Source organism: Rhodococcus sp. NPDC060090 (assembly GCF_042729855.1).
In the GTDB taxonomy this organism is placed as follows: Bacteria; Actinomycetota; Actinomycetes; order Mycobacteriales; family Mycobacteriaceae; genus Rhodococcus.
On sequence record NZ_JBHWXB010000013.1, the window covers coordinates 145,940 to 160,245 of the forward strand.

Consider the following 14,306-nt stretch of genomic DNA (forward strand, 5'->3'; position numbering starts at 1 on the left):
TTTCGGGACCCGCCGACAGACCGAAAGGGCATCGGGGTGACAAGGTCGTTACCCTGGTTCTCCGTGACTGCTGCATCAGCGCCCCAGCCCTCTCCCGGTGAGTACGACCTGATCGTCGTCGGCTCCGGATTCTTCGGACTGACGATTGCCGAGCGCGCGGCCACGCAGCTCGGGAAGCGGGTCCTCGTGGTCGAACGCCGCCACCATCTCGGTGGCAATGCGTACTCCGAACCCGAACCGGAGACCGGGATCGAGGTCCACAAGTACGGAGCCCATCTGTTCCACACGTCGAACAAGAGAGTCTGGGATTACGTCACCCAGTTCACCGACTTCACCGGCTACCAACATCGCGTGTTCGCGAAGCATGGCGGCCAGGCCTACCAGTTCCCCATGGGCCTCGGCCTGATCTCCCAGTTCTTCGGGCGCTACTACAGCCCGGACGAGGCGCGGGAACTGATCAAGCAACAGTCCGCCGAGATCTCGACCGCCGATGCGCAGAACCTCGAGGAGAAGGCGATCTCCCTGATCGGCCGTCCTCTGTACGAGGCGTTCATCCGCGACTACACCGCCAAGCAGTGGCAGACCGACCCCAAGGAACTGCCCGCAGGCAACATCGCCCGCCTTCCCGTGCGGTACACGTTCGACAACCGCTACTTCAACGACACCTACGAGGGTCTGCCCGTCGACGGCTATACCGCGTGGCTCGAGAACATGGCGAAGGACCCGAAGATCGAGATCCGGCTCGACACCGACTGGTTCGAGGTGCGCGACGAGATCCGTGGCGCGAGCCCCGACGCACCCGTCGTCTACACCGGTCCGCTCGACCGTTACTTCGACTACTCCGAAGGCAAGCTCGGCTGGCGCACCCTCGACTTCGAGACCGAGGTTCTGCCCACCGGTGATTTCCAGGGCACCCCGGTCATGAACTACAACGACGCCGATGTGCCCTTCACCCGCATCCACGAGTTCCGGCACTTCCACCCCGAACGCGATACGTATCCGGCGGACAAGACCGTCATCATGCGTGAGTTCTCGCGTTTCGCGGAGGACGAGGACGAGCCGTACTACCCGATCAACACGGCCGACGACCGCGCGAAGGTCAACGCCTACCGCGAGCTCGTCAAGAACGAAGCCATCGAGAACAAGGTGCTGTTCGGCGGCCGTCTCGGCACCTACCAGTACCTCGACATGCACATGGCCATCGCGAGCGCGTTGACCATGTTCGACAACACGGTGGCGCCGCACTTCGAGTCGGGCGCACCGATTGCAGGGGACGTCTCATGAGCAGGTCCACCACCGCCGTCGCGCCCGCACCCGATGCGACTGCAGACGAACCACTCGGCAAGGCGCTGCTCCAGCGGATCATCCTGCCGCGCCCCGGCGAACCCCTCGACGTGAGAACCCTCTACATCGAGGAATCGGCCACCAACGCGCGGCGAGCGCATGCGTCGAGCCGCACCGAGCTGAATATCGGCGGAGAATCCGAGGTGTCGCTGTGCACCTACTTCAACGCGTTCCCGGCGAGCTACTGGCGTCGCTGGAGCACGCTGAACTCGGTGGTGCTGCGACTCGAACTCACCGGTCACGGGCGTATCGACATCTACCGCAGCAAGGCGGATTCGAGTCGCATCCACGTGCAGGGCCGTGAATTCCAGGGCTCCGGCATCGTCCTCGAACTCGAGACCGACCTCGGCCCGTTCGAGGACGGCGGGTGGGTCTGGTTCGATGTCACCACCGACACCGACGTCACGGTCCATGCCGCGGGCTGGTTCGCGCCCGTCGAGGCACCCGGCAAGGCGTCCGTCGCGGTGGGTATCCCCACGTTCAACCGGCCGGCCGACTGTGTCGCGGCGCTGCGCGCACTCGCATCGGACCCGCTGGTCATGGACGTCATCGACGCGATGATCATCCCCGACCAGGGCACCCGCAAGGTCCGCGACCAGGACGGCTTCGAGGACGCAGCGGCGCCGTTCGGCGACCGCCTCGTCATCCACGACCAGGCCAACCTCGGTGGCTCCGGTGGCTACAGCCGCATCATGTACGAGGCGCTGAAAACCACTGATGCGCCGTACATCCTGTTCATGGACGACGACATCGAGATCGAACCCGACTCGATCCTGCGCGCACTCGCGTTCTCGCGATTCGCCAAGTCTCCGACCCTCGTCGGCGGACAGATGCTCAACCTGCAGGAACGCAGCCACCTCCACACGATGGGCGAGGTCGTCGACCGGTCGATCTTCATGTGGTCGGCGGCGCCGAACGTCGAATACGACCACGATTTCTCCGCGTACCCACTGCGCGACCGCGAGAACTCGAAGCTGCTGCACCGGCGCATCGACGTCGACTTCAACGGCTGGTGGATGTGCATGATCCCGCGCGTCGTCGCGGAGGAGATCGGGCAGCCGCTGCCGCTGTTCATCAAGTGGGACGACGCCGAGTACGGATTGCGTGCCCGCGCCGCCGGCTACTCCACGGTGACCATGCCCGGTGCCGCGATCTGGCACATGGCGTGGAGCGACAAGGACGACGCCATCGACTGGCAGGCGTACTTCCACCTGCGCAACCGTCTGGTCGTCGCTGCCCTGCACATGCCGGGCGACGGGAAGGGCATGGTCCTCGACACGGTCAAGGCCACCATCAAGCATCTGGTGTGCCTCGAGTACTCGACGGTCGCGATCCAGAACAAGGCCATCGAGGACTTTCTCGCAGGCCCCGAGAACCTGTTCGAACTACTGCCCACGTCGCTCGGCGACGTGCATGCGCTGCGGAAGAACTTCTCGGACGCCCGCGTGCTCCCGTCGTCGACCGAACTGCCGTTGCCGTCGGGCGCGGAAGTGGGTGCCGTCGGAATGCCTGGCGGCCCGATCGGGAAGATCAAACGGCTCGCGAAGGGCGTACTGCACAGCGTGCGCGCCGAGAACCCCGAGCATCACACCCGTCCGCAGCTCAACGTGCCGACGATCGATGCCCGCTGGTTCCTGCTGTCGCAGGTCGATGGTGTGACGGTCACCACCGCGGACGGCCGGGGCGTCGTCTACCGTAAGCGCGACCGCGCGCAGGCCCAGGCCCTATTGACCGAGGCGCTGCGGTTGCGGCGCGAACTCGCACAGCGTTTCCCGGAACTGAAGCAACGTTACCGAGATGCGGTTCCCGCCCTGACCAGCAAAGAGGAGTGGGAACGTGTCTTCGGCATCGACGGATAGCGTCACTGTCCCGGCCGGCGACGGCACCGCAGACGTGCGCGTCGACCTCGACCGCGCGCCCGTCGAGGTGCGGATGCTGCACGCAGTGCAGGGCACCGTCGGCGCCCTGCCCGGAGCGACCTCGGTCGCGCGCGGCATGTCGCACTTCGGGGAGCACGCCCTCGGCTGGATCGCGATCGGCGCAGTGGGCGCTCTCGCGGATCCGAAACGACGCACGCAGTGGGCGGGTGTCGCCATCGGGGCGGTCGGAGCGCACGCCGCATCGATCGTCATCAAGCGCGTCGTCCGCCGTCGTCGCCCGAACCATCCGTCCGTGCAGGTCAACGTGTCGACGCCGAGTCGGCTGAGTTTCCCGTCGTCGCATGCGACGTCCACGACGGCAGCGGCTGTGCTGATGGCGCGCACCACCGGGCTACCCTTTCCGGCGATGCTCGTGCCGCCGATGCTGCTGTCGCGTCTCGTTCTCGGTGTGCACTATCCGACGGATGTCCTGGCCGGTGCTGCGCTCGGGGCGGCGTCCGCTGCTGTGGTGGCGCGGGCAGAGAAGAAGTTTGGAGAGCGATGAGCGAGGAACCGACCGCCGTTTCGGAGGCCCCGAAGAGCCTTCCGGCGGCCATCGTCAAGGCAGTGCGCCCACGGCAGTGGGTCAAGAACGTGCTGGTGCTCGCGGCGCCGATGGCGGCGGGGTCCGTCACCGAATCCTCCGTGCTGCTGCCGGTTGCGCTCGCGTTCGTGGTGTTCTGCATGGCGGCGTCCGGGATCTACCTCGTCAACGACGCGCTGGATGTCGAGGCCGACCGGGCACACCCGACCAAGCGGTTCCGGCCGATCGCGGCAGGGGTGTTGTCACTGCAGCTCGCGTACATCATGGCTGTCGGCCTGCTCGTAGCGTCGATCGTCCTGTCGTTCCTCGCGAACTGGCAGCTGGCGGTGGTGATCGCCGTCTACATCGTCATCCAGCTCGCATACTGTTTCGGCCTCAAGCACCAGGCAGTGCTCGACATCTGCATCGTCTCGTCGGGTTTCTTGATCCGTGCGATCGCAGGCGGTGTGGCCGCCGGGATCCCGCTGTCGCAGTGGTTCCTGCTGATCATGGCGTTCGGGTCGTTGTTCATGGCGGCCGGTAAGCGGTACGCGGAGCTGCGGCTCGCGACGCGGACCGGTGCGAAGATCCGCAAGTCGCTCGAGTACTACACCGAGACGTATCTGCGGTTCGTATGGACACTCGCGGCCACGGCCGTCGTGATCTGTTACGGCCTGTGGGCGTTCGAGCAGGACACGATCGCCGGTTCCAACTGGTACGCGATCTCGATGATTCCGTTCGTCGTCGCGATCCTGCGGTATGCGGTGGATGTCGACGGTGGCGATGCCGGTGAGCCCGAGGAGATCGCTCTGGGCGACCGGGTGCTGCAGCTCCTTGCGGTGGTGTGGATCGTGGTGGTCGGCGGTGCTGTCTACCTCTTCTGACGTCGTGGACGGCGTCGATGACAGCGCGGTGGGCAGGTCGGTCACCGACCGGCCCGCCCGGTCGGGTCGCCTCGCGACGGGGGTGTTCACCGGCGGTGTCGTGATTGCGGCACTGCTGATGTTCCTGGGGGCGTGGGAACGCCGCTGGATCGCCGACGACGGTCTGATCGTGTTGCGCACCGTACGCAACCTGATGGCAGGCAACGGTCCGGTGTTCAACATCGGCGAGCGGGTCGAGGCCAACACTTCCACCCTGTGGACGTACATCGTCTACGCGGTGGGAGAGCTGAGCGGAATTCGCCTCGAATACGTGGTGCTCACGATCGCCCTGATGTTGTCGACCGGCGCAATCGTGCTGGCCATGCTCGCCGCCGCGCGGATGTACCGGTGGCGCCTGCGGGGCACCACGGGCACTGTTCTGCTCCTGCCGGCGGGAGTGCTGGTCTACATCGCCGTGCCGCCCGCGCGCGACTTCGCGACGTCCGGGCTCGAGACCTGCTTGGTGATCTGCTGGATCGCGCTGCTGTGGCTGCTGCTCGTGCGGTGGGCGACCCCCGACTCGAAGCAGGAGAACCTGCCGGGGACTACACAGATCCTCGTCACCGCGTTCGTTGCGGGGCTCGGTCCGCTCGTACGGCCCGAACTCGCCATTCTGGCGGCCGGGGCGCTGGCCATGCTGTTCCTCGCGCAGGGGCTGACGTGGCGGGTGCGGGTAGCGATGGTCGCGGTAGCAGGGCTGGTGCCGGTGGCGTATCAGATCTGGCGGATGGGTTACTACGGTCTGCCGTACCCGAACACCGCTGTGTCCAAGGATGCGGGCGGAGCGAAGTGGTCCCAGGGGTTCGAGTATCTCGGCAATCTCGTGAGTCCGTACCTGCTGTGGTTGCCGGTGCTGTTTCTGGCGGTCGTCGCTGCGGTGGTGCTGTGGACCACGCGGACCCCGGCCCGCGACGGTGCTGTGTCGCCCGACTCTGTGTCACTCGGTGCCGGGTCATCCGAGAGGGGAGCCGACCTTCGGGCGTGGGCTCTGCGGGGGCAGCGGGCGCTGCGCACCCCGACGACGGTCGTCTTCTTCGCGCTCGGCGCGGGTCTGCTGCTGATGCTCTATTCGATGCGCGTCGGCGGCGACTTCATGCACGGTCGCGTGCTGTTGCCGCCGCTGTTCTGCTTGCTGCTTCCGGTCGCCGTCGTGCCGCTGCGGGTGCCCGCGCGGTCGGAGATCGGCAACAACAGGGCCACCCGCATGGCGGGAGGTATGGCGCTGCTGTGGATCGGGACGGTGATCTGGGCGTTCTTTGCCTCGAACACGACGGGCATGCCCGAGGGTGCGGTGGTGGGCCGATCGGGGATCGTCGACGAGCGTGCGTTCTACGTGCTCAACACCGGTCATCAGCATCCGATCCTCGCGACCGACTATCTGGACTACCCGCGCATGCGCGCGATGGTCGAGGCCATCGCGAACACTCCGGACGGTGGGCTGCTGCTGTCGTCCCCTTCGTATGACGTGTGGGACGTGGTGCCTCCGCCTCTGCCGATTCCTCCAGGCGGTGCCGGGCACACGGTCTACTTCCTGAATCTGGGGATGACGAGCATGAACGTCGGCCTGGATGTGCGTGTGGTCGATCAGATGGGCCTGGCGTATCCGCTCGCTGCACATACCGAGCGACTAGAGGACGGCCGGATCGGGCACGACAAGATCCTCTACCCCGACTGGGTGGTCGCGGACTCCGGGATGGTCGATGTCCACCCGTGGATGCCCGCGTACCTCGACGAGGACTGGGTTGCGATGGCGCACGTGGCGTTGACGTGTCCTGAAACACAGGAACTGCTCGCGTCGTCGAGTGCGGAACTCACGTGGCCTCTGTTCAAGCGGAATCTGCAGAATTCGTTCGAGTACGCCGGGTACCGCATCGAGCGGGTGCCGAAGTATGAGATTGCGCGCTGCGGTCTGGAAATGCCGGCCCCTCGAGGTTAAGATCCTGACGGTTTTCGGAAGAATGTCGCATTCATGCAGTTGACCTGGATGAATGCGACATTTTCGTTGCGGGGGGATTCAGGCGACCCGGCAGGGGACCCCCGTCGAGGTCTCGCTAAGATCACGCCGGATAACGGATATGTAACGTTCGGGCCCCTGCGATGCGACGAAGTGGTCAAGACAAGCTCAAGACCTTGGGAATCGGGGTTTGTCAGAGATCACGCTGTCCTTTACAGTCTTGACCGCAGTGTGACTTGAAGGCGACCTTCACCCGGTTGCCGCCGCCGAAATCCGTCGGGGGACGCAGACGCGGACGCCGCAGATCGAGAAAGTGAGCATTGTTCATGCGTTTTGCCCCTAGGTTGTCGCAGGGCCTTCGCAGGCGCCTGCTCGGCACCGCCGCCGCAGCGCTGGTACTCCCTGTTGCTGCAGGTGTTGTCGGCACGACCGCGGCTCTCGCCGCGCCGGCTCAGGCCGCGCCGGTCTCGCACCGTGCGCCCGCCGGAGGTTTCGAAGAGGTATTCGTCGAATCCGACATGGGTCCGATCAAGGTCCAGATCCAGTGGGCCGCACGCGGTGGCGACGCCGCTCTCTACATGCTCGACGGCCTGCGTGCCCGCGACGACGCGAACGCATGGTCCTTCGACACCAACGCGCTGGATCAGTTCGCGAACGACAACCTCAGCCTGATCATGCCCGTCGGTGGCCAGGCGAGCTTCTACACCGACTGGTACTCGCCGAGCAACTTCAACGGCCAGGACATCACCTACAAGTGGGAGACGTTCCTGACCGAGCAGCTCCCGTCCTACCTCGAGACCCGCGGTGTCTCGCGTACCAACAACGGCATCCTGGGTCTGTCGATGGGCGGTTCCGCTGCCCTGACCCTGGCCGCGTACCACCGCGACCAGTTCCAGTTCGCGTCGTCGCTGTCGGGCTACCTGAACCTGTCGGCTCCCGGCATGCGTGAGGCCATCCGTATCGCGATGCTCGACGCAGGCCGCTTCAACGTCGACTCGATGTGGGGCCCGCCGTGGAACCCGGCATGGCTGCGCAACGACCCGTTCGTGTTCGCGCCGAAGCTCGAGGGCCTGTCCATGTACATCTCGGCGGCCAGTGGCCTGCCCGGTGAGCACGACAACCCGAAGGGCCTGGTCGGCTTCTACAACACGGCCAACGCCATGGGCCTCGAGGCGCTGTCCCTCGTCCAGACCCGCGCCTTCCAGGTGAAGCTCGCGACCCTGGGTATTCCGGCCACCTTCGACTTCCCGGCCCGCGGAACGCACGCGTGGAAGTACTGGGAGGACGAGCTGTGGAAGGCTCGCCCGCAGATCCTGGACGCCCTCAACGCGCACTGATCTGACTGCCTGGCCAAGCACACTGTTCTGACGTCGCCGCCCGGTTGCTCCTCACGGAGTAACCGGGCGGCTTCGTGCATTCGGTAACAATTTCCCCACCTGTCACAGCGAGGCTCCCTCACATCACGTCGTTCGACGTGTAGAAACAGGACTCGGGCGTGGTCGATCCGGTCGACGGGACGGCCCCCGCGATACCGAGTCCGCTCGGCGGACGACTTTGTATTACCGCAATGCAGGAAGTGAGCGATGTCGATGCGAACTGTGCATGGTGGCCATCGGGGGAGGCCGAACGAGAAAGCCGTACGGCGAGCGCCACGGCCGGGCGGGAGGACGCAGCGACGACTGCTCGCACTCGTCGCTGCGGCGCTCGTGGCGCCGGTCGGAGCGGGATTGACGACCGTCGCGGTGGCGACGGCACAACCGTCGGTCACCGAATCCGGCCCGGCAGCGACGCAGGACTCGTCCGGCGCGACCGTGCGTCAGGTCGACTGGCTCACCGATCGCCGGGTCGCGCTCTGGATCGATTCGCCGTCGATGGGTACACCCATCCAGGTTCAGCTGCTGCTCGCGCGGGATTGGAACCTCACACCGGAGGCGCGGTTCCCCTCGGTGTTCATGCTCGACGGCCTGCGCGCTCGCGACGACGAGAACGGCTGGACGCTCGAGACGGACGCCGAGCAGTTCTTCGCAGACAAGAACGTCAACGTGGTGCTTCCGGTCGGAGGCCAGTCGAGTTTCTACGCAGACTGGGTGGACCAGAACAACGGGCAGAACTACAAATGGGAGACCTTCCTGACGAAGGAGCTCCCGACCATCCTCGAGAAGGATTGGCGCACCACCGACAAGCGCGGTGTGGTCGGGCTGTCGATGGGTGGCACTGCGGCGATGTTCCTCGCGGCCCGCAACCAGGGTTTCTTCCAGTTCGCGGGATCGCTGTCGGGGATCCTCACCACCACGACCCTGGGTATGCCCGAGGCCATCCGCTATGCGATGCAGGACGCCGGTGGTTTCGACGTCGATGCGATGTGGGGCGAGCCGGGCAGCGAGAGCTGGGAGTCGCACGATCCGTACCTCCTCGCCGACAAACTCCGCGGCGTGAGCATGTACGTCTCGAGCGGTAGCGGCAGCACCGGTCCGTACGACCAACCGACCACGGTTCCCGGCGTGAGCACCAACTATGCGGGTATGGGGCTCGAGATCCTGTCCCGCCTGACCTCGCAGGCGTTCGCGACGAAGGTCAACAAACTCGGTATCCCCGCGCAGATCGTGTACCGGCCGTCGGGTACGCATTCGTGGCCGTACTGGGAGTTCGAACTGCATCAGCTGTGGCCGCAACTCGCCAACACCCTCGGCGTCGAGATCCAGAAGCCCGAGTGCGCTCCACTCGGAGCGTTCGGCGGGGTCGCGGCCGCGAATCCGTGGCTCGGCGACTGCGTGACACGCGAGTACGCCGTCGCGGGTGGTTCCGTGCAGGACTTCCGCCACGGTCGGGTCTTCTCGTCCGGCGGCACCGCGGTGCCTGTCGCGGGAGCGATCGGCGGCAAGTACCAGAGCGCCGGTGGACCCGCAGGCCGGCTCGGCTATCCGACGACCGAGGAGCGGGGAACCGCGGACGGCCGCGGCCGCTTCAACCATTTCCAGCACGGAGCCGTCTACTGGACTCCTGAGCACGGCGCACGCACAGTGCAGGGCGCGATCTTCGAGGAATGGAAGGAGCAGGGCTGGGAAGCCGGTCCGCTCGGATATCCGGTGCTCGACGAGGTCGGCACCCCCGACCAGCGCGGCACCGTCCAGGCATTCGAGATCGGCGCGATGTACTGGACGGAAGCGACCGGCGCGAACGGCGTGCTGGGGAAGATTCTGGCCAAGTACGGCGAGCTCGGTTACGAGACCGGAGTACTCGGTTATCCGACCTCGAGCGAGCATGTGATCACCGGCGACGGGCGATTCACCGAGTTCGAGCACGGCACCGTCTACTGGACACACCAGACAGGTGCGTGGCCGGTGCGTGGCCGTGTGCTCGAGGCCTGGGTGGCCGAGGACGCAGAGAACGGCAGGCTCGGTTACCCGATCGGCGACGAGACGCCGATCGAGGGCGGAATCGAGCAGAAGTTCCAGCACGGGTCCGTCACCGTCGTCGGTGATGTCCCCACGATTCACCCGTGATGCCGTACTGATTCACCCGTGATGTCGTACTACGGACGGATTCTGTACAACGGCTGAGCCCATAGCCCACTCGGTGCCGGTCGGAGCAGGCGCTCCGGCCGGCACCGTTTGCGCTCTGTAGCCTGGACCGAGCTCAGCTCAGATCGACTCGATTTCCGGATGTGAGGACACCCAAGATGCCTGCACGGACCCGCTCGCGCTCGACCCGCGTCCTCGGTGCGATCGCCGCAGCATTGACCTCCGCGGCCGTCCTGGCCGCGTGCGGTAGCGACGACTCGACTGCCACGAACACCCCCGACGTCACGACGACCACTTCCGCGACGACCTCCGCCGAGGCGACCACCTCGGAGGAGACGGAGCCCGGCGACACCACCACCTCGGATGCGTCCGGCACCGAGGACACCACCACGGATGCTGCCCCGACGAGCCCGGGCGAAGCAGCGACCGCGCCGCCGCCGGGCTCGCAGCCGGCCCCCAGCGAGAGCGGTGAGGCGTTCCTCGCCGCGCTGCGCGACGCGGGCGTCGAGCCGTCGGACGAGGCGAGCTCGATTGCGATCGCGGACTACGTCTGCGGCGCCGAAGCGCAGGGCGGTGCTCCCGACGAGATCAAGACGATGGTGACCGCCCTTGTGGGCAGCGGATCCGTCGCCGCCGGTGAGGAGATCACCGAAGAGGACGCATCCACGACCGCCGACACCTACATCTCGGTCGCTCACGACACGTACTGCAGCTGACCGGTACAGCAGGTAGAGGGAGAAGCACTTCATGGCCAGGACGAAGCGGCGTCGCGGACGCAAGATCGTGGTACTCGGGGCGCTGCTCCTTCTGGTCCTGGTGCTGGCGCTCTGGTACATGCTGGCGGGGCGTTTGGACGTACCCGGACCCATCACACCCCCCGGGCCGGACGAACCGCAGTCGCAGCCTGCGTCGTGCCCCGACGTCCAGGTGGTTGCGGTGCCCGGCACGTGGGAGTCTGCAGTCGGAGACGATCCGTACGACCCGACGGCCAACCCGGCGTCACTGATGTTGAACGTGACGCGACCGCTGCAGGAACAGTTCGACCCGCAGCGTGCGGACGTCTACACGGTTCCGTACGTCGCTCAGTTCTCCAATCCGGTCGCGCTCCCGCCGGACGGCCAGCAGTCGTACAACAACAGCCGTAGCGCCGGTACCGCCGCGATGACCGAGTTCCTCGCGGGACGGTCGGCGGAGTGCCCGCTGACCGGGTACATCCTCACCGGGTTCTCCCAGGGCGCCGTCATCGCAGGCGACGTCGCGTCCCAGATCGGCGCGGGCACCGGGCCGGTCCCCGCGGATCGGGTCTTCGGTGTCGCGTTGATCAGTGACGGCCGTCGCGACGGTGTGACGGGCATCGATATCGGCCCGCCCGTCATCGGGGTCGGGGCCGAACTCTCGCTCGCCGGGCTCAGACTTCCCGGCATCACGATGACCGGCGAACGTTCCGGTGGATTCGGCACGCTCGACGATCGCACGTTCCAGATCTGTGCACCGTCCGACAGCATCTGCGATGCGCCGCCGGATGCGCTCAACCCGACCAACTGGATGACCGCTGCGCCGCGGCTTCTCGAGTACGTCAACAATCCGATCCACGCCCTCTACAACACGTTCGTAGTGGACGAATCGGGCACGACCGCGACGCAGTGGGTCGCGGGGTGGGCGGCCGAGAAGATCGAGTCCGCGCCGCGTCCTCCGGAAGAGTGACGAATTTCGGTTACTCGGCGGTAGTGTCCGTGCTCACGTAACCGGTACAATCTACCGACTGCCGCCTACGGGACAGCCCGTGAGTGATGTCGGCGGGGCCGGGGGGAGACGGCGGGACAGTTCCACCGTAGTGACCGAAGGGGATGGATGTGTGTCGTGAGCGGCTGAAGCCTCGGGGGAACGGCGGGCCGATCGGAATGATCCTCGTCACGGAGGTACGTGCACAGATCGCCGAACGAGACCGTGTTTCGCGGATGGCGGTCCCGGTGTCGTATCTTTGATGCTTCCCATCTCGGACGGAAGGGTTCGTGCCACAGGAACCGCTGCTCGCGGGGGAGCGAGCTGAGCCGATCTGTAACATATTCGTGATCTCGGATCGATGGACAGTACTGGCGGGTTGATTGCCGAGGCTGTCAGTGCCGTGCAGGCACCACGATCCGGTAGCGCGAACAACGAAAATGGAGCGCAACCATGTCGAGTGGTTGTGGGATCGCTTCGACAGGGAGAAGGAATTGAGCGTCGGGTTCGAAGAGTTCATCGATGAGAGCGGGCAGATCAAACTGCCGGAGGGCAGTACGTTGCTCGATCACCTCGAGCAGCACACTGCTTCCAACGGTGACGAGCTGGCCTACCGGTACATCGATTACTCGCGTAACCGTGACGGCGATGTGGACGAGCTCACCTGGGCACAGTTCGGCGTGCGGCTCCGTGCGATCGCTGCTCGATTGCAGCAGGTCACCAATCCCGGCGACCGTGTTGCGATCCTTGCGCCCCAGGGCCTCGACTACGTGGTGTCGTTCTTCGCGGCGATCTACGCGGGTGCCATCGCGGTTCCGCTCTTCGACCCGGACGAGCCGGGTCACACGGATCGCCTGCACGCCGTCCTCGGCGACTGCACGCCCAGCGCGATCCTCACGGCCACCTCGTCCGCCGCAGGTGTGCGTCAGTTCTTCCGGCCACTCCCCGCTGCGCAACGACCCCGCGTGATTGCCGTCGACGCGATCCCCGACGCCGTCGCCGACTCCTGGAAGCGTCCCGTCGCCACCAGCGACGACATTGCCTACCTCCAGTACACGTCCGGTTCGACGCGTGTGCCCGCCGGTGTGGAGATCACCCACCGGTCGGTGCTCACCAACGTGGTCCAGATGGCCGACTCGATGGAGCTCAACGAGCACTCGCGGGGCGTCACCTGGTTGCCGCTGTTCCATGACATGGGCCTGCTCACCGTCATCCTCCCGGCGATCGGTGGCAAATACATCACGATCATGAGTCCCCGTGCCTTCGTGCAGCGACCGGGCCGGTGGATCCGTGAACTCGCCGCCGTCTCCGACGGAGCAGGCACCTTCGCGGCAGCGCCGAACTTCGCGTTCGAGCATGCCGCCGCGCGCGGCCTGCCCAAGGGCGACGAGACGCTCGACCTGAGCAACGTGATCGGTCTGATCAACGGCAGCGAGCCGGTGACGACGTCGTCCATGCGCAAGTTCAACGAGGCGTTCGCGCCCTACGGGCTGCCGAAGACCGCGATCAAGCCGTCCTACGGCATGGCCGAGGCCACGCTGTTCGTGTCGTCGACCAGGAACTCCGAAGAAGCCAAGGTCCTCTACGTGGACCGGAACGAGCTCAACGCCGGTCGGATCGTGCTGGTCGACCGCGATGCGCCGGGCGCCATCCCACAGGTGTCGTGCGGCTACGTCGCACGCAGCCAGTGGGCCGCGATCGTCGACGCGGAGACCGGTGCGGAGGCCCCGGAAGGCCGAGTCGGTGAGATCTGGCTGCACGGCGACAACATCGGAATCGGTTACTGGGGCCGCAAGGACGAGACGGCCGAGACCTTCCACAACAAGATCACGAAGCGTGTCGCCGAGGGAAGCCAGGCCGAGGGCACCCCAGAGGACGCCAACTGGCTGCGCACGGGCGACTACGGCGTCTACGTAGACGGCGAGCTGTACATCACGGGTCGCGTCAAGGACCTCGTGATCGTCGACGGCCGCAATCACTATCCGCAAGACCTCGAGTTCTCCGCCCAGGAAGCGAGCTCTGCGCTGCGTCCGGGCTTCGTCGCCGCGTTCGCGGTACCGGCGAACCAGCTGCCGAGGGTCGTGTTCGACAACTCGGCATCGGGCCTGCAGTTCGACGTCGACGACTCGTCGGAACAACTCGTGGTCGTCGCCGAGCGCGCTCCGGGTGCAGGCAAGGCCGACCCGCAGCCGATCGCCGACGCCGTGCGCGCCGCGATCTCCGCGCGACACGGTGTGACCGCGCGCGATGTGCTTCTCGTACCGGCCGGATCCATTCCTCGTACATCGAGTGGGAAGATTGCGCGGCGGGCCTGCAAGGCCGCCTACATCGAGGGAACGCTGCGTGGTGGGTACCAGCAGCAGGCGTTCCCCGACAGCGTGTAAGAAATTGTCCTCTGTC

At 66.1% G+C, this 14,306-nt stretch carries 10 protein-coding genes; all 10 read left to right on the plus strand.

All coding sequences use genetic code 11. The features are described 5' to 3' along the window. The first annotated feature begins 63 nt into the window (after positions 1-63). The 10 genes from glf to fadD32 all read left to right on the plus strand — a co-directional run bounded on the left by glf (position 64) and on the right by fadD32 (position 14,290). The gene (glf, locus tag ACFWCF_RS18845) at positions 64-1,284 is read left to right on the plus strand and encodes a UDP-galactopyranose mutase (RefSeq protein ID WP_378564415.1); all 1,221 of its coding nucleotides are present in this window, start codon (positions 64-66) and stop codon (positions 1,282-1,284) included. Beyond that, complete coding sequence (locus ACFWCF_RS18850; RefSeq protein WP_378564418.1) at positions 1,281-3,203, plus strand: glycosyltransferase; 1,923 nt, start codon at positions 1,281-1,283, stop codon at positions 3,201-3,203. Before glf ends, ACFWCF_RS18850 begins: the two co-directional genes overlap by 4 nt. Before the next feature lie 73 nt (positions 3,204-3,276). Beyond that, on the plus strand, positions 3,277-3,768 hold the full coding sequence (locus tag ACFWCF_RS18855) for a phosphatase PAP2 family protein (RefSeq protein WP_378564544.1): 492 nt from the start codon (positions 3,277-3,279) through the stop codon (positions 3,766-3,768). Further along, positions 3,765-4,670, plus strand: a complete 906-nt coding sequence (locus ACFWCF_RS18860; RefSeq protein WP_378564422.1) for a decaprenyl-phosphate phosphoribosyltransferase — start codon at positions 3,765-3,767, stop codon at positions 4,668-4,670. Before ACFWCF_RS18855 ends, ACFWCF_RS18860 begins: the two co-directional genes overlap by 4 nt. A 4-nt stretch (positions 4,671-4,674) precedes the next feature. Next, positions 4,675-6,645 carry a flagellar motor control protein ZomB gene (zomB, locus tag ACFWCF_RS18865; RefSeq protein WP_378564425.1) on the plus strand — a complete coding sequence of 657 codons (1,971 nt, stop codon included), beginning with the start codon at positions 4,675-4,677 and terminating at the stop codon, positions 6,643-6,645. A 344-nt stretch (positions 6,646-6,989) separates the two neighbouring features. After that, on the plus strand, positions 6,990-8,000 hold the full coding sequence (locus ACFWCF_RS18870) for an alpha/beta hydrolase (protein ID WP_378564428.1): 1,011 nt from the start codon (positions 6,990-6,992) through the stop codon (positions 7,998-8,000). Between the two features lie 246 nt (positions 8,001-8,246). After that, positions 8,247-10,166, plus strand: coding sequence for an alpha/beta hydrolase-fold protein (locus ACFWCF_RS18875; protein WP_378564431.1), 1,920 nt, complete (start codon positions 8,247-8,249; stop codon positions 10,164-10,166). Positions 10,167-10,342: 176 nt separating this feature from the next. Then, a complete protein-coding gene (locus tag ACFWCF_RS18880) occupies positions 10,343-10,900 on the plus strand; it encodes a DUF732 domain-containing protein (protein WP_378564434.1) in 558 nt (185 codons plus the stop codon). A 31-nt stretch (positions 10,901-10,931) separates the two neighbouring features. Beyond that, positions 10,932-11,888, plus strand: a complete 957-nt coding sequence (locus ACFWCF_RS18885; RefSeq protein ID WP_378564437.1) for a cutinase family protein — start codon at positions 10,932-10,934, stop codon at positions 11,886-11,888. 512 nt (positions 11,889-12,400) lie between these two features. Next, positions 12,401-14,290 (plus strand): long-chain-fatty-acid--AMP ligase FadD32, encoded by a 1,890-nt coding sequence (fadD32, locus tag ACFWCF_RS18890; protein WP_378564547.1) that lies wholly within the window; start codon positions 12,401-12,403, stop codon positions 14,288-14,290. The last annotated feature ends 16 nt before the right edge of the window (positions 14,291-14,306 follow it).